Origin of the sequence: Streptomyces spinoverrucosus, from assembly GCF_006539505.1 — a bacterium.
Lineage (GTDB): Bacteria > Actinomycetota > Actinomycetes > Streptomycetales > Streptomycetaceae > Streptomyces > Streptomyces spinoverrucosus.
Genome location: NZ_BJND01000004.1, coordinates 134,486 through 152,885 on the forward strand (window position 1 = coordinate 134,486; position 18,400 = coordinate 152,885).

The 18,400-nt window shown below is 70.9% G+C and carries 16 protein-coding genes; 8 read left to right on the top strand and 8 right to left on the bottom strand.

The window, feature by feature from the left end:
* Positions 1 to 2: 2 nt before the first annotated feature.
* The gene (locus SSP24_RS02250; protein ID WP_141307121.1) at positions 3 to 674 is read right to left on the bottom strand and encodes a succinate dehydrogenase; all 672 of its coding nucleotides are present in this window, start codon (positions 672 to 674) and stop codon (positions 3 to 5) included.
* A gap of 119 nt (positions 675 to 793) precedes the next feature.
* Between SSP24_RS02250 and SSP24_RS02255 the strand changes: the two genes are divergently transcribed.
* Positions 794 to 1,678 (top strand): LysR family transcriptional regulator, encoded by an 885-nt coding sequence (locus SSP24_RS02255; protein ID WP_141306952.1) that lies wholly within the window; start codon positions 794 to 796, stop codon positions 1,676 to 1,678.
* A 104-nt stretch (positions 1,679 to 1,782) separates the two neighbouring features.
* Here the strand turns inward: SSP24_RS02255 and SSP24_RS02260 are convergent, their stop codons facing one another.
* The 3 genes from SSP24_RS02260 to SSP24_RS02270 all read right to left on the bottom strand — a co-directional run bounded on the left by SSP24_RS02260 (position 1,783) and on the right by SSP24_RS02270 (position 5,995).
* Positions 1,783 to 3,924, bottom strand: coding sequence for a putative bifunctional diguanylate cyclase/phosphodiesterase (locus SSP24_RS02260; protein WP_141306954.1), 2,142 nt, complete (start codon positions 3,922 to 3,924; stop codon positions 1,783 to 1,785).
* The gene (locus tag SSP24_RS02265; protein ID WP_141306956.1) at positions 3,921 to 4,733 is read right to left on the bottom strand and encodes an SAM-dependent methyltransferase; all 813 of its coding nucleotides are present in this window, start codon (positions 4,731 to 4,733) and stop codon (positions 3,921 to 3,923) included. Before SSP24_RS02265 ends, SSP24_RS02260 begins: the two co-directional genes overlap by 4 nt.
* A gap of 263 nt (positions 4,734 to 4,996) precedes the next feature.
* Entirely contained in the window at positions 4,997 to 5,995 is a 999-nt protein-coding gene (locus SSP24_RS02270) for an SCO0930 family lipoprotein (RefSeq protein WP_141306958.1), read from the bottom strand.
* 768 nt (positions 5,996 to 6,763) lie between these two features.
* Here SSP24_RS02270 and SSP24_RS44865 point away from each other — a divergent pair.
* On the top strand, positions 6,764 to 6,892 hold the full coding sequence (locus SSP24_RS44865; RefSeq protein ID WP_260462195.1) for a hypothetical protein: 129 nt from the start codon (positions 6,764 to 6,766) through the stop codon (positions 6,890 to 6,892).
* A gap of 16 nt (positions 6,893 to 6,908) precedes the next feature.
* Positions 6,909 to 7,673 (top strand): bestrophin-like domain, encoded by a 765-nt coding sequence (locus SSP24_RS02280; RefSeq protein ID WP_141306960.1) that lies wholly within the window; start codon positions 6,909 to 6,911, stop codon positions 7,671 to 7,673.
* 304 nt (positions 7,674 to 7,977) lie between these two features.
* Here SSP24_RS02280 and SSP24_RS02285 read toward each other — a convergent pair whose 3' ends face one another.
* Positions 7,978 to 8,463, bottom strand: coding sequence for a hypothetical protein (locus SSP24_RS02285; RefSeq protein WP_167529485.1), 486 nt, complete (start codon positions 8,461 to 8,463; stop codon positions 7,978 to 7,980).
* Positions 8,464 to 8,797: 334 nt separating this feature from the next.
* Between SSP24_RS02285 and SSP24_RS02290 the strand changes: the two genes are divergently transcribed.
* Positions 8,798 to 9,460, top strand: a complete 663-nt coding sequence (locus tag SSP24_RS02290) for a class F sortase (protein ID WP_141307122.1) — start codon at positions 8,798 to 8,800, stop codon at positions 9,458 to 9,460.
* 30 nt (positions 9,461 to 9,490) lie between these two features.
* Here SSP24_RS02290 and SSP24_RS02295 read toward each other — a convergent pair whose 3' ends face one another.
* On the bottom strand, positions 9,491 to 10,324 hold the full coding sequence (locus SSP24_RS02295; RefSeq protein ID WP_141306964.1) for a polysaccharide deacetylase family protein: 834 nt from the start codon (positions 10,322 to 10,324) through the stop codon (positions 9,491 to 9,493).
* Between the two features lie 107 nt (positions 10,325 to 10,431).
* Entirely contained in the window at positions 10,432 to 13,719 is a 3,288-nt protein-coding gene (gene lysX, locus SSP24_RS02300) for a bifunctional lysylphosphatidylglycerol synthetase/lysine--tRNA ligase LysX (RefSeq protein WP_141306966.1), read from the bottom strand.
* A 91-nt stretch (positions 13,720 to 13,810) separates the two neighbouring features.
* Between lysX and SSP24_RS02305 the strand changes: the two genes are divergently transcribed.
* Both SSP24_RS02305 and SSP24_RS02310 read left to right on the top strand, forming a co-directional pair.
* On the top strand, positions 13,811 to 14,272 hold the full coding sequence (locus tag SSP24_RS02305) for a universal stress protein (RefSeq protein ID WP_141306968.1): 462 nt from the start codon (positions 13,811 to 13,813) through the stop codon (positions 14,270 to 14,272).
* Between the two features lie 86 nt (positions 14,273 to 14,358).
* On the top strand, positions 14,359 to 15,771 hold the full coding sequence (locus SSP24_RS02310; RefSeq protein WP_141306970.1) for an amino acid permease: 1,413 nt from the start codon (positions 14,359 to 14,361) through the stop codon (positions 15,769 to 15,771).
* A 7-nt stretch (positions 15,772 to 15,778) separates the two neighbouring features.
* Here SSP24_RS02310 and SSP24_RS02315 read toward each other — a convergent pair whose 3' ends face one another.
* Positions 15,779 to 16,954, bottom strand: coding sequence for a CapA family protein (locus SSP24_RS02315; RefSeq protein ID WP_141306972.1), 1,176 nt, complete (start codon positions 16,952 to 16,954; stop codon positions 15,779 to 15,781).
* A gap of 212 nt (positions 16,955 to 17,166) precedes the next feature.
* Between SSP24_RS02315 and SSP24_RS02320 the strand changes: the two genes are divergently transcribed.
* Complete coding sequence (locus SSP24_RS02320) at positions 17,167 to 17,712, top strand: sigma-70 family RNA polymerase sigma factor (RefSeq protein ID WP_141306974.1); 546 nt, start codon at positions 17,167 to 17,169, stop codon at positions 17,710 to 17,712.
* A 146-nt stretch (positions 17,713 to 17,858) separates the two neighbouring features.
* Entirely contained in the window at positions 17,859 to 18,374 is a 516-nt protein-coding gene (locus tag SSP24_RS02325) for a hypothetical protein (protein ID WP_141306976.1), read from the top strand.
* Positions 18,375 to 18,400 lie beyond the last annotated feature (26 nt).

The window sequence follows — 18,400 nt, forward strand, 5'->3', positions numbered from 1 at the left end:
CTTCAGTTCACCACTCCGGTCATGACGCCCACGGGTACGGCGATGAAACCGGCCGTGAGCAGCAGCGCGAGGACGTTGGCGACGGTCTTCAGGGCGCGGTCGCGGGTGCGGCTGCCGACGCCCAGGGTCTGTGCGGCGCTCCAGAAGCCGTGCCGGATGTGCAGGCCGAGGGCGAGCATCGCGACGATGTAGATGACGTTGCCGTACCAGGTGGAGAAGGTGTCCAGGATGTTCTGGTAGGGCTTGCCGGTCTCGAAGCCGCCGGGGTGCACGGTGCCGGTGGTCAGGTCGAGGATGTGCCAGACGATGAACAGGCCCAGGATGATCCCGCCCCAGCGCATGGTGCGCGTCGCGTAGGAGGCGCGCGGCTTCTTGTGCACGTACTTGCTGGGGCGCGCCTTGATGTCGCGGCGGCTGAGCTGGTACGCGGAGACGGCGTGGGCGACGACCGCGACGACGAGGACGACGCGGATCAGCCACAGCGTCCACTCGTAGTGCATGAACGGCTCGCCGACCGTGCGCAGCCAGTGGGCGTAGTCGTTGAACTCGCCCGCGCCGAAGAAGATCTTCAGGTTGCCGATCATGTGGGCGACCAGGTACAGCAGCATGATCAGCCCGCTGACCGCCATCACGGTCTTCTTGCCGACGGAGCTGTCCCACATCGTGCGCGCCATGGACGGCCGTCGGTCCGTCCGCGTTGCCAGAGCCATGTCACGCACGCTAGGCGTGCGCAACCTCATCAGTCCAAGACATGGTCCGGCTTGATTCGATAGGTGAGGCCTATGCTGGCTGTATGCAGTTCCAGCAGCTCCAGTACTTCGTGGCGGTGGCCGAGACCCGGCACTTCACCCGGGCCGCGGATCTCGTCCATGTCGCCCAGCCGTCGTTGTCGCAGCAGATCAAGGCGCTGGAGCGGGAACTCGGCGCGGATCTGTTCCTGCGGGCGCGCGGGAACATCACGCTGACCGACGCGGGCGAGGCGCTGCTGCCGCTGGCGCGGCGGATCCTGGCCGACGCGGACACCGCGCGGCACGAGGTGCAGGAGCTGGTGCAGCTGCGGCGGGGGCGGGTGCGGCTGGGGGCCACGCCGAGTCTGTGCACCGGGCTGCTGCCGGATGTGCTGCGCGCCTTCCACGACCGCTATCCGGGCATCCAGCTGCTGATCGAGGAGGGCGGCTCGCACGATCTCGTACGGCATCTCGCGCGCGGTGCGCTCGATCTCGCCCTCGTCGTGCTGCCGCTGCCGACGCCGTCGCCGGCGCTGACGACGGTGGAGCTGCTGCGGGAGGACCTGGTGGTGGTGTCGTCGCCGGAGGCGCCGCGGCCGGGTGGGGGGCGGCGGACCGTGCGGATCGCGGATCTGGAGGGGGAGCGGCTGGTGATGTTCCGGCACGGGTACGACTTGCGGGAGCTGACCGTCGCCGCGTGTCGCTCCGCTGGGTTCGAGCCGGATTTCGCGGTGGAGGGTGGGGAGATGGACGCGGTGTTGGGGTTTGTGCGGGCGGGGTTGGGGGTGGCTGTGGTGCCTCGGATGGTTGCCGCGCGGTCCGGGCGGGGTCTGCGGGTCACTCCGTTGGCCCGGCCCGGACTTGATCGGACGATCGCGTTGGCGCACCGGAGTGATGTGGCTCCGCCTCGGGCCGCTCGGGAGTTGCAGCGGATGCTTCTTGAGCGGTGAGGGGGGTCGGTTCCGGTAGCGCCGTTGTGCTTCAGCGCCGTTCGGGGGTGCGGGTTGTCTTTGGCTGGTCGCGCAGTTCCCCGCGCCCCTTGGCGGCGTGCAGCTTACGGCGTTGCGTCGGCCAGGGCCAGCTCGTGTAGGCGCTCCGGGGGGCCCGGGCGGGCGTAGTACCAGCCCTGGGCTGTGTCGCAGCCGAGTATGCGGAGTTGTTCGGCCTGGGCGCCGGTTTCCACGCCCTCTACCGTGACCGCGAGGTCGAGGCTGTGGGCGAGGGAGACGATGCCTTCGACGATCTTGAGGTCGACGGGGTCGGCCGGGAACTGCTGCATGCTCTGGGTGAAGGAGCGGTCCAGCTTGAGGATGCTCACCGGGAGGCGGCGGAGGTTGGCAAGGTTGGAGTAGCCGGTACCGAAGTCGTCCAGGGCGATGTCGACGCCCATCTCGGCCAGCCGGCGCAGCGGCTTGAGCAGGTCGTCGTCGGCTCCGATCAGGGCGGATTCGGTGACCTCCAGGCAGAGGGCGTCGGGCGCGACACCCTCTGCTTGCAGGATCTCGACCGTGTCCTGGACCAGGCCCGGGTGGGTGAGCTGGCACGGGGAGAGGTTGACGTTGATGCGCAGCGGCGCGGAGGGCGTGCCGGCGTAGCGCTCCCGCCAGTCGCGGGCCTGGCGTACCGACTGCTCCAGGACCCAGCGGCCCAGCGGGACGATCAGCCCGGTGTGTTCGGCGAGCGGGATGAAACGGTCGGGGCCGAGGACGCCGTGCTGGGGGTGCAGCCAGCGGACCAGGGCCTCGGCGCCGCGCACACTGCCGTCGCCGAGGTGGACCAGGGGCTGGTACTCGATGAAGAACTCGCCGCGCTCCAGCGCGGTCGGCAGCGCCGTGGTGAGCCCGTGCCGGGTGATGGCGCGGGCATCGGCCTCGGCGTCGGCCACCTCGAAGCGGTTGCCGCCGGCCGACTTGGCCCGGTACATGGTGATGTCGGCGCTGCGCAGCACCTCGGCCGCGCTGCGCTCCCCTGCCGCGCCCTCGACGACGCCGATGCTGCCGCGCACGGTCAGCTCCCGGCCGTCGACGCTGATCGGGGCGACCAGCGCGTTCATGATCCGGGCGGCGAGCTCGTCGACCTCGCGCTGGGTGTCGGGGCCGGTGGTGAGCGCCACGAACTCGTCGCCGCCGAGCCGGGCGACCATCTCGCCGGGCGCGGTGGCACAGGCCTGGAGCCGGTCGGCGACCTCGACGAGCAGCCGGTCGCCGGCCGCGTGGCCGAGGCTGTCGTTGATGGTCTTGAAGCCGTCGAGGTCGAGATAGCACAGGCCGAAGCGCTGGCCCTCGCCCGCGCTCAGCACCTTCTCCAGGCGTTCGAAGAACAGGGTGCGGTTGGGCAGTCCGGTGAGGGCGTCGTGGGTGGCCTCGTAGCGCAGCCGGAGGTTGAGCAGCCGCCGTTCGGTGGTGTCCTCCATCAGCGCGAGCTGGTACTGCGGGTTGCCGTCGGGGTCGCGCAGCAGGGAGACGGTGAGGTTGGTCCACAGGACCGTTCCGTCGGGCCGGTAGAAGGCCTTCTCCACGTGGTAGTGCTCGCGTTCGCCGCGCACCAGCTCCTCGTAGAGCCGCCAGACCTGGGGGGCGTCGTCGGCGTGGGTCCACTCCCGGACGTTGCGGCCGCGCACGTTCTGCTCGGACCCGCCGAACATGCGCGTCAACGCGCCGTTGACTTCAAGGACGTTGCCGTCGAGGTCGGCGATGCCGATACCTATGGCCGCGCCCTCGAACACCGCGCGGAAGCGGGCCTCGCTGGCGTGCAGTGCCTGCGCCACCACGCCCTGGGCGCGCAGCGCGGCCTGCGCGATGGACTCCTGCTCGGCCAGGGTGCGGGCGCGCAGCGCCTGGGCGAACCCGGCGGCCATGGCGTGCTGCAGCCGTGCCGACCGGGCCCGCAGGTCCTCCTGGGGGCGGTCGTCACCGCAGTAGAGCACCAGGTAGGCGTCGACGCAGTCCAGGGCCCGGCTGAGCGCCTCCGGGTCGGTGCAGTGCGCGTCGACCAGGGCGGCGCCGACCGCGCGGCCCTCGGCCGCGTCGAAGGTCCGGGCGCGCAGCGCCCCGCTCAACCTCCGGGCCAGCGGCAGCAGTAGCTCCTCGAACTCCGGTCTGGTCAGCGACGTCGAGGTGGCCGGGTAGACCGCCCGGCTCCAGATCGTCGCGAACCGCCGCAGTCTGTCCTCCGGCCCGTCCGGCTCCGCGATCACGCCGTACGCCCCACGCCCGCGAAACCGGAGAAGGCATAAGGATCCTCGTCCTCCGGCGCGGTGTCCGGTCGCCAGACAGGCATCGGCACCAGTCCCGGTTCCACCATGTCGTACCCCTCGAAGAACCGCGCGATCTCCTCGCGCGAGCGCATGATCAGCGGGTTGCGGAGGTCCTTGTATACGTCGACCGTGCCGCCCGCCCGCTCGGGTGGCAGCGGGATTCCCTCGTACGAGGCATGCGTGAGAACCAGCATGCTGCCGGGCGCCAGTGCGTCGCTCAGTTGAGCCACCGCCCCGTACGGGTCGTCCGCGTCCTCCACGAAGTGCAGTATGGCAACGAGCAGCAGCGCCACCGGCCGCTTCAGGTCGATCAGTTGCTCCACCTGAGGGCTGGACAGGATCTCCCCCGGCTTGCGCAGATCGGCCGCGACCACGCCCGCGTTCTCGTTGCCCTCCAGAACGGCCTGGCTGTGCGCGACGGCGACCGGGTCGTGGTCGACGTAGACCACCCGCGCGCCGGGGCTGGCCGTCTGGGCCACCTCGTGGACGTTGCCGTACGTCGGGATGCCCGAGCCGATGTCCAGGAACTGTGTGATGCCCTCGCCGGCCGCGTAGCGCACGGCGCGGCGCATGAACGCCCGGTTCGCCTGCATGATCTTCGGCAGTCCCGGCATGAACTCCATGGCCCTGCGGGCCGCTTCCCGGTCGACCTCGAAGTTGTGCGAACCGCCCAGGTAGTAGTCGTAGATCCGCGCAACACTCGGCACCGAGATGTCGATGCTTCGTGGGGCCCAGGCGGGACGCTCCATCTATCTCTCCAAGGCGTAGGCGATCCGGTGTTCGAGCAGAGGCTACTGATCGCCCGCCAACGGAGCGAGCCGAAACGGAAATTGACCGTCCGTTCCCGGTCACTGCCTGCGGCACGTGCCGAATTGACAGTCCAGAAGACTACCGGTGATTCATGAAGACTCCCGGTGAATGACGGCAAAGCGGTCCGCATCCCGCGTGGTGGCGTGGGATACGGACCGCTGGGTTGTGCGCCGGGTCTCGAACCGGGGACGGTACGCGCCCGCTACTCCCCGGGAGCGCCGACCGGCTTGCCGTCGGACCGGATGGCGAACCATGTCCCGCCCACGCCCTGACCGTTGGTGTCACCGGGCTTCTTGTCGCCCGCGAAGGTGTAGATCGGAATGCAGTCGATGGTCTGCTGCTTGATGCCGTCGGGGCGGTCGAAGACGACATAGCCCCGGTTGGGAGTGGAGCCCTGCAGGTCGATGCCCTTGGTGTCCTTCGCGTCGACCGGCGCGATGACGGGCCACTTCTCCAGGCACTCGCCGGTGCACGCGGTCTTCATCGGCCACTGCGAGTCCTTCATGAAGCGGTAGACCGTGTGGCCGTTCTTGTCGACGACGATCTCGCCGAGCTTCGGGTCGTTACGGGTGGACAGTCCGGGCAGGTCCTCCGCCGAACCCGAGGCCGAGGCCTTCTTGCCGTCGGGAGCCAGCGCGTACCAAGTGCCGCCCACACCCTGGCCCTTGGTGTCGCCCGGGTTGACGTCCTTCGCATAGCGGTACGCCGGCCAGCCGCCGACGGTCAGCTGCTTGGTGCCGTCGGGGCGGGTGACCTCGCCGAGCATCGACTCGTCGATGCCCTCGCCCGCGGTGGCGTCGTCCGCGGGAACGGGCGGCCAGGCGGTCGCGCAGTCGCCCTCGCAGTTGGTCTTGGGCGGTTCGGCCGTGTCCTGGTCGAACCGGTAGAGGGTGCGGCCGGCGCTGTCGGTCAGCACCTGCCCGAGTTCGGTGTTGGCGGAGACGGACAGCTTGCCCGCGGAGGCGGACTGCGCCCCGGCGTTCTGCTCGCCCGCCGCGGCACCCGCGTCGGCTCCGGTGCCGGTACCCGTACCGGCGGTGGTGGCGCCGAGCCCGGAGCTTCCGTATCCGCCGGCCGGGGCGGTCGCGCCCACGTTCTGACTGGCCGGCGGGGTGCCACTTTCCTGACCGCACGCCGTCGTCAGCACCAGTACGGCCGCGGCGCTCGCCACGAGCGAGGCGCTCCGCCAGGAGGTCTTCATCGTCAACTCCCATAATCGCAAGGGTTATTGCAGCGCCCTGCTGCGCCGCCGCACGACCATGGGTACGAACGCGGGCGCCGGTTGTGTTCAACCGGATCGGAGATTTCTTTCCCGAACCTGTGATCGGAACCTGTGATCGGGGCCTGCGATCGGGGCCTGCGATCGGCCTGTGGCCGGGCCCTTGGCCGAGGATCCGCCGATCAAACCCCGCGGCGCCCACTTCCCCCGTTCGGGGCAATCCCCCGGAAGCCCGGGCGTGTGGCGGCCCGGGAAGCCTCATGATCTCGAACCGTGCATGGTTCCGAACCGACCCAATCGTCTGTCGGCGTACGCATGTTGGCCCTGGTCACACTGGCCGCGGCGCTCGTCGGCGCCCCGGTCGGCGCGGCCGTGGCCGACTCCTGTGCGTACGCGTCGACCGGACCGGGAGGCACGGAGGTGGTGGCGGTCGCGGGGAGCCGGACGTGGCCCACTCCCCCGACGTGCCCCGGCCCCAGTCCCACCCACAGTCCGACGCCGACACCGACCCCGACGCCGACGCCACAACCCCCACCCGAGCCGAAGCCCACGCCCCCGCCCACACCGACACCCACACCCAGCCAGCGTCCCGAGCCACCACCCCGGCCCGCACCGCCGCCACCGGCCCCCGCACCCCCACCAGCCCCGGCTCCCCCGCCACCCCTGACGCCGACTCCGACTCCGACACCCACCCCCAGACCGTCACCGTCCCCGTCGACCAAGGCCACCCCGCGTCCGACCGTGACCCCGGTGAGCTACCCCCGCTACCGCACCCCGCCGCGCAACCGGCCGTCGCAGGGCGGTCAGTCGCCGGTCACCTACGTCCTGCTCATCACCGTGCCCGCGCTGCTCGCCGTCGCCGCGCTGCGTCCCCGCTGATCCCTGGAGGCATCCGTTGCCGGAATGGCTTGTTCTCACCCTCGCGATGCTGGCCGCCTGCGCTCTGGTGGTCGTCATCACCCTGCTGCGGCACCGTGCGGTGTCCGAGGACGAGGATCCCTCCGAAACGCCGGACGTCATCGAGTACATGACGATGTGGATCGGCGTGGTGTACGCCATCGTGCTCGGCCTGGCCATCGCCGGTGTCTGGGAGGCCCGCAACTCCGCCCAGGAGCACGTACGGGCGGAGGCCCAGGCGCTGCACGAGATCACCGAACGGGTCCGGGTCTATCCACCCGAGGTACGTGACCGCATTCGGGAGGATGTCAACACCTATGTCGGACACGTCGTCACCACCGAGTGGAAGGCGATGACCGACAAGGGCGAGGTCACCGAGCGCGGCACCGTGCTGCTGAACCAGGTGCGCGCGAGCGTCACGGACTACGAGCCGAGGACCGACTTCGAGGCCCAGGCCTACCAGCCGCTCGTCGACCAGGTGGCCGAGGCGGACCGGGCGCGCCATGCGCGGGCGGACTCGACCCAGCCGACCATGCCGGGCGTGGTGTGGTTCGGACTCATCACCGGGGCGGTGATCACCGTCGGGATGATCCTCGCCCTGCAGATCAGGCGCACCCCGCGCGAGCTGGTCCTCGCGGTGCTGTTCTCCGCGCTGATCGCCTTTCTGCTCTTCCTGATCTGGGACTTCGACGCGCCCTACAGCCGGGGCGTCACGGCCTCGTACGATCCGTTCCTGGCTCTCTTTCCGGACGCCAAGGGCTGACGTCGGGGGGCGTGTGGCGCGCCGCCGCCGTCCCCCGGCCACAGCAACGACGTACCCCGGTCGGCCCACAGGGTTGCCCCGTTCGCACGACTGCGATCGCGCGCAGGCACTCCCGTTCCTAGCGTTTCGGTCAACGAGGAGTATTTCCGGTGCGATCGCAATGGAGATCTGCAGCTGCTCCTCGGGGACCGGAGGATCCAGATGCGCGCAATACACCTCGCACATGACGTCGGCCCCGGAACCTCCTGGGGTCCGGGGCCAACGTCCGTACGTGCGATCAGGTCTCCAGGCGCGGGGCGGCGCGTCAGAGGCGCTTCTCGGAGCGGCGGCGCATCCAGAACACGCCGCCGCCGATGAGGGCCGCGGCGACCAGGCCGCCGCCGATGGCCATGTCGGCCGGTGTCGCCCCGGTGGTGCTGCTGCCGCCGAGACCGCCCCGGACACCGCCGATGACGGTGAAGGCGTTCGGGCGGATCAGCCGCCGGCCCGAGCAGTGGATGAGGATGTCGTAGGTGCCGGGGCCGGCGTTGCTGTCGATCGTCGCCTGCCCCCTCGAGGTTCCGTTGGCACCGTTGATCGGCGACAGTCTGGCCGGGGAAAAGGCCTCGGACGTCATGGTGCCGCCCCTTGGGCAGCCGTCGACGGTGACCGTCATCTGGCCCCCGCGGGCGATGACGCTGGGCAGGGCGACGATATTGCTCGGGGTGTTCCCCGCGACGGCCGCCGGGGCCGCGACCCCGACTACGGCGGCCACCGCGGCGGAGACCGCCAGGGCACGAGAGTTTCGCATGTCATCCTCCGCGGAAGACGCCCCGGGGCCCGTCCCCGGTCGATCGGCGAGAAAGCGTCTCCCAGCAAAACCCTCAGTTGCCACAGGAAAACTCGCATTTCGGCGATGGTCCGTCCTGGTGAGGCAACACGCCGGGGGTAAACCACACAATCAGATATTGCCGCAGGTCACGGACCGTCAGAAAAATCCTGCGCGCGGCAACTCGGATGGCGCACCGCCCCGGGCCGGGACCACCCATTCGTATCTCCCCCGTCGCCGGTTTCCCTCCGGCGTCTTAGCGTTCTCCCATGCGCTGAATGACGTGGCGACGGCCGCGTCGAGAGGGGATGACACCATGTACCTTTCCGAACTGGAGGAAGAGGAGGAGCCTCGGCGGAAGCGTGCCCCATGGGGCGTGATAGCGCTTGTGCTGCTGACCGGACTCGCGCTCATTCGGAATGGCTCGGGAGAATTCAACGTGGGTCCGCCACAACCCGCGTCGGCGGCGGCCGCGGACAGCCGCTCCACTCCGAGCACCTTCGCGAACACCCCGCCGGCGCTGCCGTATGCCCTGCCGGACTGGATCAGGATTCCCGCGATCCAGGTCGACGCGCCCATCACGCCGGTCGGTCTGGACGCGGCGGGCTGGGTGGACGCGCCACCCGCCGAGGACCCCAATCTGGCGGGCTGGTTCACCGGTGCCGTGTCACCCGGCGAAAAGGGCACCGCCGTGGTCGTGGGCCATGTCGACAACCAGCTCGGTCCGGCCGTGTTCTACGGCCTTGGTGCGCTGAAGCGCGGAAACCGGGTCGACGTGGTACGGCAGGACGGAAAGACGGCCGTGTTCGAGGTCTACGGCGTCGAGGTCTTCGCGAAGGACAACTTCCCCGGCGACCGTGTTTACGGCTCAAAGGGCGTCCCGGAATTGCGGGTCATCACCTGCGGCGGTGGTTTCTCCAAGCAGAACGGCTACGACGGGAACGTCGTCGCCTTCGCCCGCCTGGTCGAGGTTCGCTGAGCGTGCCCCGACCGGGCGGGCGGCCGCCGCTCACACCTGGTACCGGCGCGGCACGGTGATGTGGTACCCGGCGTCCAGCAGGTGGGGCAGATAGTCGCGCAGCGCCCACACGGTCTGCGACCGGTCGCCCCCGGCGTCGTGCGCGAGGAGCACGACGCCGGGACCGGCGCCGTCCTCCACCCGGTCGACGATGGTGCGGGTGCCGGGCTCGGTCCAGTCGAGGGTGTCGACGGTCCAGGCGAGGGGTTCCATGTCCAGCTCGGCGCCGAGTTGGAAGGCGGCGCGGTTCCAGGCGCCGTAGGGGGCGCGGAACCACAGCGGGCGTTCGCCGCACGTCTCCTCGATGATCTCGCTGGTGCGTACCATCTCGTCGCGGATACGGGCGCGGCCGAGCTGGGTGAGCAGGGGGTGGGACCAGGTGTGGTTGCCGACGACGTGGCCGTCCTCGGCCATCTCGGCGAGCAGGTCCCGGTTCGCGGCGGCCATCTCGCCGCACACGAAGAACATCGCCCGTACGTCGTACTCGCGCAGCGTGCGCAGGATGTCGGGGGTGTAGCGCGGGTCGGGGCCGTCGTCGAAGGTCAGCACCATGGTGCGGCCGACTCCGGACATGCGCAGCAGGGGTTCGCTGCGGACCGGGGTGCGGGCGGCGGCGGCCGGCGGGCCGTAACCGGCCAGGGGCTGGAGTCGGTACGCGGAAGGTCTGAGCGGTCGGCGCGCCGGGGGCCCCGGGGCGGGCGCGGCGGGCGGACCCGCCTCACCGCCCGTCCCCGGCATCAGCAGACCGGCGACACCGGCCGCGCCCAGGGCACCGACACCGGCGAGCAACGCCCGTCGTCGCGTGAGCAACTGATCCTTCTTCATGACTCATCAGTCGCCCCACCCGCCCCCGACCCACCACAGCGCCACCGGCGCGGCGGCAGGAAAACACCCGGGCGGCCGATGTCCGGGGGACCCCGGCGACCAACCCCTCATCGGCGGCGGACCAGCGGGAACGGCAGCGTCTCCCGGATGGTCAGGCCCGTGAGGAACATGATCAGGCGGTCGACGCCGATGCCCAGGCCGCCGGTGGGGGGCATGGCGTATTCGAGGGCGTCCAGGAAGTCCTCGTCCAGTTCCATGGCCTCGGGGTCGCCGCCCGCGGCGAGCAGGGACTGGGCGGTGAGGCGGCGGCGTTGTTCGACCGGGTCGGTCAGTTCGGAGTAGGCCGTGCCGAGTTCGGTGCCGAAGGCCACGAGGTCCCAGCGTTCGGCGAGCCGCGGGTCGGTGCGGTGCTGCCGGGTGAGCGGGGAGACGTCGGTGGGGAAGTCCTTGTAGAAGGTCGGCAGCTGGGTCCGTTCCTCGACGAGGCGTTCGTACATCTCCAGGACGATGTCGCCGGAACCGTCGTCGGCGGTGTAGGGGACGCCCGCGCGGTCGCACAGCCGCTTCAGGGCGGGCAGGTCCGTGTCCACGGTCACCTCCTCCCCCAGCGCCTCGGAGATCGCCCCGTACACCGTCCTGACCGGCCAGGGCCCGGAGATGTCGTACTCCCGGCCGTCCTTGCGCACCACCGGGCTGCCGAACGCCGCGCTCGCCGCGCCCTGGATCAGCTCCCGCGTCAGGTCCAGCATGACGTCGTAGTCGGCGAACGCCTGGTACGCCTCCAGCATCGTGAACTCGGGGTTGTGCTTGTAGGAGACGCCCTCGTTGCGGAAGGTGCGGCCCATCTCGAAGACCTTCTCCAGGCCGCCGACGCACAGCCGTTTCAGATACAGCTCGGGCGCGATGCGCAGGTAGAGGTCGAGGTCGTAGGCGTTGATGTGGGTGGTGAAGGGGCGGGCGTTGGCGCCGCCGTGGATCTGCTGGAGCATCGGTGTCTCGACCTCCAGGTAGCCGCGGTCGATCAGGCCCTGCCGCAGCGCCTGTACGGCGGTGGAGCGGGCCCGGATCACCTCGCGGGCCTGGGGCCTGACGGCCAGGTCGAGATAGCGGCGGCGCACCCGGGCCTCGGGGTCGGCAAGGCCGCGGCGTTTGTCGGGCAGCGGGCGCAGGCACTTGCCGATGAGCTGCCAGGAGGTGACGAAGACGGTCGGTTCGCCCTTGTCGCTGACGCCCGCGCGGCCGCTCGCGGTGATGTGGTCGCCGATGTCGGTGTCGGCGGTGAAGCGGTCCAGCGCCTCTGATCCCAGGTCGTCGCGGGTGAGGGCGAGTTGGCGGTCGCCCGACCAGTCGCGCAGCAGCACGAAGACGATGCCTCCGAAGTCGCGCTCCAGCATGATCCGCCCGGCGACCGTCACCTGCTCGCCCTCGCGGACCTCGGCCAGGGTGTGGGTGGGCGGTGGGACGCCCACCGGGTACGGGTCGGTCCCGGAGGCGCGCAGCCGGTCCAGCTTGTGGTGCCGGACGCGGACCTGTTCCGGCAGTGCGGCGAGCGGATCAGCGGGCCCGGCCTCGTCCCCTGCGGCGAGGCCGAGCGCGGACAGCGACGGCAGGCCCTCGGTGGTCGCGGGCCGGTGCCGGCCGTTCGGGTGCCCCTTCTGCCGGAGTGTGCGCAGCGACGGCACGGAGACGAAGCCTTCGGCGATGGCGGAGGCGAGGCCGATGCGGGCGAGGGCGGCGGCGTCGCCGTAACTGAGGAAACGCGGATACCACTCGGGGTGGTACTTGGCGTTGGAGCGGTACAGCGCCTCCAGTTGCCACCAGCGGGAGAAGAACAGCAGCAGGCGCCGCCACAGCCGCAGCACCGGTCCGGCGCCGATGCGGGCGCCCTCCTCGAAGACCGAGCGGAAGACGGCGAAGTTGAGGGAGATCCGCCGGACGCCCAGCTTCGGGGCGGCGGCGCACAGGTCGGCGACCATGAACTCCATGACGCCGTTCGGCGCGGTCTGCCGGTCCCGGCGCATCACGTCCAGGGAGACGCCGTCCCTCCCCCACGGCACGAAGGACAGCAGGGCGAGCAGGCTGCCGTCCGCGCTGAGGGCCTCTACGAGGAGACAGTCGCCGTCGGCCGGGTCGCCGAGCCGGTCCAGGGCCATGGAGAAGCCGCGTTCGGTCTCGGTGTCGCGCCAGGCGTCGGCCTTGCCGACGACCTCCTCCATCTCCTCGGCGGTGAGGGTGGCGTGGCGGCGGATGCGGGTGGTGGCGCCGGTGCGGCGGACGCGGTGGACGGCCTGCCGGGTGACGCGCATGTCGCGGCCGTCGAGGTCGAAGCCGGGCACGTGCACGATCGCCTCGTCGCCGAGCTGGAGGGCGCCGAGTCCGGCGCGGGCGAAGGCCTTGGCGCCCGCCTCGGAGGCGCCCATCACGGCGGGCGCCCAGGCGTGCCGGCGGGCGAGGTCCAGCCAGGCGGCGATGGCGTGCGGCCAGGCCTCGCGGTCGCCGACCGGGTCGCCGCTGGCCAGGCAGACGCCGGCCTCGACGCGGTAGGTGACGGCGGCCTTGCCGCTGGGTGAGAAGACGACGGCCTTGTCACGCCGGGTGGCGAAGTAGCCGAGCGAGTCCTGCTCGCCGTACGCCTTGAGGAGGGCGCGGATGCGGGCCTCCTCGTCGTCGTGCAGGGCGGCCTCCATGCGCTGCGAGCGGAAGAGCGTCGCGGCGGCGTTCAGCAGGGCGAGCGCGCCGAACAGGCCGAGCAGGAAGAACAGCAGGCGCGGCGGCCGCCCGTCGAAGGCGCCGCCGGAGATCAGCCCGCCGCACACCCGGTCCGCGGCCCACGCCAGCCGCTGACCGCGCGGCAGCGTGCCCGGGAACAGCTCGACCAGCCCCCAGCCCACCAGGATCCCCACGACCAGCCCGGCCAGCAGGACGCCGATGGCCCGCCGTACGGCGCCGCGGCGGGAGGCGGCGTAGAACTCGCGGCGGGCGGCGATCAGCAGCACCAGCGCGAGGGCGCACACGATCAGGGAGGGGAGGGAATCGGCGTAGTCGCCGAAGGCGACGACGAGGACGTCGGTCAGGACCAGCAGGCCCAGATAGATCACGACCAGCCACCAGGCGACCTTCTTGCGGGCGGCGGTCGCGGCGGCGAGCAGGAAGAGGAAGACGGCGTAGGCGAGGTTGGCGCTGACGGGGACGATGAGCAGTTCGAGGAAGCTGACGACGGACTGCAGCGCGGTGCGCAGCGGCGGGATGAGGGCCAGCAGCGCACAGAGCACGCCGAGGGCGCCGAGGAAGGCCGCGAAGCCTTCCGGCACCCTGCCGAGGAGGCCGGTGCCCGGCCGCCGTATCGGGCCGCCCGGGGTCTCCCGGGCGGTCGCGGCGTCCACGGTGGCACCCATGGTTCCGACTGTAGGAACAGCGCCCGCGCTCCGCGCGTCGAGCGGAGCCGCCCCCGGCGGGCCGTGGTGCCGCTTCCGATAGCCTCGGGCCGTGACGGAACAGCACTCGCACCAGTTCGAGCGTGGTACGGACGGGCCGAAGGTGATCGTGGTCGGAGTGGACGGCTCCGACTCCTCGCTGCGGGCCGCGGCCTACGCCGGTGGCCTGGCCCGGCGGCAGCGCGCGCTGCTGGCGCTCGTGTACGTACAGCCCGTGCTGGCGGCGGGCGCCGCCCTCGGGGCGCCGGTCGCGGCAACCACCGACGAAATCGCCGAGGACCTGGTGGCACAGATCCGGGATGCCACCGAACAGGTCAAGGGGATATTCGACGTCCGCTGGGAGTTCCACACCTTCCGCGGCGACCCCTACAACGGGCTGGTCAAGGCGGCGGACGAACTCAAGGCGGACGCCGTGGTGGTGGGCGCCTCCGAACAGGCCGGCCACCGGATCGTCGGCTCGGTGGCGATCAGGCTGGTGAAGGCGGGACGCTGGCCGGTGACAGTCGTGCCGTAGAGGTGCGTGGCGTCTTTCCTCGCGTGCGCGACTGAGCCATCATGATCCGCCGTCAGCCGTTTGGCGATCGCGAAGAGGTGAGGCGCATGGCCCGGCTCCACATGGGCGAGGGGATTCTCCGCCGCAAACCCATCGAGCACATCGAAGAGACGGAAGTCGTCGAGGGCACCCGGCTCGAACGGACGCTGGGCCTGTGGCAGCTGACCGCGATCGGCGTCGGCGGCATCATCGGCGCCGGCATCTTCACCCTCGCAGGCGCGGTGGCCAACGGCACGGCCGGGCCCGCGGTGCTGGTGTCCTTCCTCATCGCGGGCGTGGCGAGCGCGGCGGCCGCGCTGTCGTACGCCGAGTTCGCGGGGCTCATCCCGAAGGCGGGTTCCGCCTACACGTACGGCTACGCGGTGCTCGGCGAGCTGGCGGGCTGGTTCATCGGGTGGGACCTGCTGCTGGAGTACACGGCGATCGTGGCGGTGGTGGCGATCGGCATCTCCGGCTACTTCAACTTCCTGGTCGGCCAGTTGGGCGCCGACCTGCCGAGTTGGATGCTGGGCGCGCCCGGCACCGGCGAGGGGCACCGGGTCGACCTGTTCGCGGCGGTGCTGTGCCTGTTCATCGCCTATCTGCTGAACCTCGGCATCAAGAACGCGGCCCGCTTCGAGATGGTCGTGGTGGTACTGAAGGTGCTGGTGGTACTGCTGGTGATCGGCGTCGGCGTGTTCCACATCAACACGGCGAACTACAACCCGTTCTTCCCGTACGGCGTCGGCGGGGCGTTCACCGGTGCGGCGACCGTGTTCTTCGCGGTGTTCGGGTACGACGCGATGTCCACGGCGGCCGAGGAGTCGAAGGACGCGCAGCAGCACATGCCGAAGGCGATCGTCTACTCGCTGGTGATCTCGATGGTGCTGTATGTGGCCGCCTGTCTGGTGCTGACGGGCATGCAGCGATACACCGAGATCGACCCGGAGAGCGGCTTCTCCTCGGCGTTCGATGCGGTGGGGCTGAGCGCCCTGGCGAATGTGATCGCGGTGGGCGCGATCATCGGCATCCTGACGGTGATGTTCACATTCCTGCTGGGCGTCACCCGGGTGTGGTTCGCGATGTCCCGGGACGGGCTGCTGCCCCCGTGGTTCGCCAAGACGCACCCGATCCGCCATGTGCCGACGCGGGTGACGTGGATCGCCGGGGTGGCGTCGGCCGTCATCGCCGGATTCCTGCCGATCGGCGAGGCGGCCGAGCTGACCAACATCGGGATTCTGCTGGCGTTCGTGGTGGTGTGCATCGCGGTGATCGTGCTGCGCTACCGGCAGCCCGAACTGCCGCGTACGTTCCGGACGCCGTGGATGCCGTTCGTGCCGGCGCTGGGTGTCATCTTCTCGATCTGGCTGATCACGTTCCTGGCATGGCAGACCTGGGCGCGGTTCGCCGTGTGGTTCGCGCTGGGCCTGGTGATCTACTTCGGCTACTCGTACCGGAAGTCGAAGCTGGCCGGCCGTTAGAGAATGCCTACTCCCCCATCACCAGCCCGTCCTGTGCCGCGCCCCGGCTGAGGACGACCCGCTGGATGCGGTCGCGGACGCCGACGACATCGGCGCCCTGGGCGAGGGCGGCGTTGAGGTTGAGCACGCGGCCGGCGTCGATGTCGAACAGTTGCGGGATGAACTCGGCCTTCTTCACCTCCCAGCGGCCGCCGGGACGGGCGGGCGGGGCGAAGGTGAAGCGGCCGATCGTGGACTGGTTGGCGCGCGGATCCGGGGTGCCCCGGCGGTCGGTCATCTCGCCGGCGATCTGGTCGCCCATGCCGTAGATCACCCAGGTGCCGTTGACCTTCTCGTACGCCTGCGGGACGTGGGCGTGGGTGCCGAGGATCAGGTCGATCTCGGGGCGGCCGCCGGGGGCGGCGGCGGTGAGAGTGCGGGCCATGGACAGTTGCCGCTGGTCCGGCTCGTCCTGTCCTTCGGTGCCCCAGTGCAGGGAGACGACGACCACGTCGGCGCCCGCCTGCCGGGCGGCCCGGGCGTCGGAGAGGATCCGGCCCTCGTCGGCCGGGTTGACGGCCCAGGGCTGCTCGGCGGGGAGCGGGTGACGTCCCGCGCCGAGGGTGTAGGCGAGGTGGGCGACCCGCGCCGTCCCCGCGGGCAGGATCGTGACCGTGCGCGCCTCCTGCTCGGTGCGCGCCGACCCGGCATGCCGGACGCCGGCCCGGTCGAGGGCGTCCAGGGTGCGGCGGATGCCCCGGGCGCCGTCGTCGAGGCTGTGCTCGGAGGCGGTGGAGCAGCTGTCGTAGCCAGTGGCGGCGAGGGCCTGGGCGATCTCCGGCGGGGACTTGAACGGGGCGCGGCCGGAATAGTCGCCGTTCTCGCCGTACACCGTCTCCATATGACACAGCGCCAGGTCGGCGGCCGAGACGACGGGCGCCACGGCGGCGAACATGGGCCGGAAGTCGTGGCCCACGCCGCCCGCGTCGAAGCGGGCCTGCTCGATGACGGACGTGTGCGGCAGGACATCGCCGGAGGCGACGAGGGTGAAGGCGCGAGGACCGGCAGCGGCGGTGGCTGCGGCGGCCTGCGGGCCCGTGCGGGCAGCGGGCTCCTCGTCGCGGGCCTGGCAGGCGGCACCCGCGGCGAGCAGCGCCGTCAGGGCCAGCGCCACCTGCCGTCTGCGTGCGATGTGTACGAGCATCAGCTCACCCCAGTGTGGTCGTACTTACCTACAAATAGGTACGAAGCTGAACACAGCCCCAAACAGCCCCAGGGGCCCCTTTAACCCGTCCGCGTCGCGCGAGCGGGCGAGCCGGACCGTTCGTCGAACCGTTCGCCGACGCGTTTGACCGTCCGTCGCACCATCGTGTGCGCGCCCTGTCCTGAAACCGCACCCTGCGATGCCATACGGCCATGACGGCCGGAACCACCATCACCAACGGGACGACCGCCGAGCACGAGCTCGCCGCGCTCCAGCGGGAGCACGGCCGACCGCTCTTCGCACTGCTGCTCAGGCTCTGCGACGGCGACCGGCAGCGCGCCGAGGACCTGGTCCAGGAGACCCTCGTCCGCGCCTGGCAACACCCCGAGGCGCTGCGCGCCGACGCCTTCGAGTCCGTACGGCCCTGGCTGCTGACCGTGGGCCGGCGGCTCGCGATCGACGCCCGGCGGGCCCGCCAGGCACGCCCGCCCGAGGTCGGCGACGCGATCCTGGAGAACGCGCGCGTGTGCGCCGATCACGCCGAACGGTCGGCCGCCACCCTCGACGTCCGCGAGGCTGTGAAGACACTCACGCCGCAACACCGTGAAGTCCTGGTGCTCGTGTACTTCCAGGGGGCGAGTGTGGCGGAAGCTGCGCAGGCTCTGGGCATCCCACCCGGTACCGTGAAGTCCCGCGCGTACTACGCGCTGCGCGCCCTGCGCCGGGTGCTTCCGGGATACGCGGCCGACCTGCGGTGAAACCAATCGCCGAGTCAAACCTCCGTAAAGCGCCTTGCTGAGGACCCCGGTTGAGTAATCGGCTGTCCTCATCCGTGTTCCGGATTGGGCCCGGGCCCAGGGACCCGGGTCGGGCGACGCGCACCACCGGAGGAAGGCAGGAAGGGATGCAGCACAGAGGTCACCAGAGTACGGGCGGCACCGGTGGCGGTGAACTCACCGTCCCCATGGCGTGGTTGTACGCCGAGTACATCGCCGACGAACTGCTGCGGACCGGCGACCTGATGCCGCCGACGTCCTTCGAGTTCCGCGCAGGGCGTGATGCCCTGGCGCTGACGATCTTCCTGTCCGACACCGAGGGCGAGCTCTCCGGCATCCGGGTCGTCTCCCAGCTGGAGACCTGGCTGTCGCTGACGGCGTACGACCAGCCGTGGCAGGACTGGGTGCGGGAGCGGATGGCGCAGGTGGCCGGCGAGGCGGTGGAGTCCGGCGGGCCCTCGCCGGACCTGGAGCTGGCGGAGGCGGCCTGGCGCTGGCTGGAGGAGACCGAGCTGCTCGCGCCCGACCTGAACGCGGTCCCGGGCGGCGGTCCACTGGTGGGCGAGGACGACGGGCCGAAGGTGTGGACACCGGCGTGGCAGCTGGGGCTGCCACTGGGGCACCTGGCCATCCACCTCTTCTAGATCCCTCTGGTCTTCTGGATCCCTCT

Coding starts and splice junctions, on each gene's coding strand:
- SSP24_RS02250 (WP_141307121.1), bottom strand. CDS start 674: ATGGCGCGCACGATGTGGGACAGCTCCGTCGGCAAGAAGACCGTGATG.
- SSP24_RS02255 (WP_141306952.1), top strand. CDS start 794: ATGCAGTTCCAGCAGCTCCAGTACTTCGTGGCGGTGGCCGAGACCCGG.
- SSP24_RS02265 (WP_141306956.1), bottom strand. CDS start 4,733: ATGGAGCGTCCCGCCTGGGCCCCACGAAGCATCGACATCTCGGTGCCG.
- SSP24_RS02270 (WP_141306958.1), bottom strand. CDS start 5,995: ATGAAGACCTCCTGGCGGAGCGCCTCGCTCGTGGCGAGCGCCGCGGCC.
- SSP24_RS02285 (WP_167529485.1), bottom strand. CDS start 8,463: ATGCGAAACTCTCGTGCCCTGGCGGTCTCCGCCGCGGTGGCCGCCGTA.
- SSP24_RS02290 (WP_141307122.1), top strand. CDS start 8,798: ATGTACCTTTCCGAACTGGAGGAAGAGGAGGAGCCTCGGCGGAAGCGT.
- SSP24_RS02295 (WP_141306964.1), bottom strand. CDS start 10,324: ATGAAGAAGGATCAGTTGCTCACGCGACGACGGGCGTTGCTCGCCGGT.
- lysX (WP_141306966.1), bottom strand. CDS start 13,719: ATGGGTGCCACCGTGGACGCCGCGACCGCCCGGGAGACCCCGGGCGGC.
- SSP24_RS02310 (WP_141306970.1), top strand. CDS start 14,359: ATGGCCCGGCTCCACATGGGCGAGGGGATTCTCCGCCGCAAACCCATC.
- SSP24_RS02315 (WP_141306972.1), bottom strand. CDS start 16,954: ATGCTCGTACACATCGCACGCAGACGGCAGGTGGCGCTGGCCCTGACG.
- SSP24_RS02320 (WP_141306974.1), top strand. CDS start 17,167: ATGACGGCCGGAACCACCATCACCAACGGGACGACCGCCGAGCACGAG.
- SSP24_RS02325 (WP_141306976.1), top strand. CDS start 17,859: ATGCAGCACAGAGGTCACCAGAGTACGGGCGGCACCGGTGGCGGTGAA.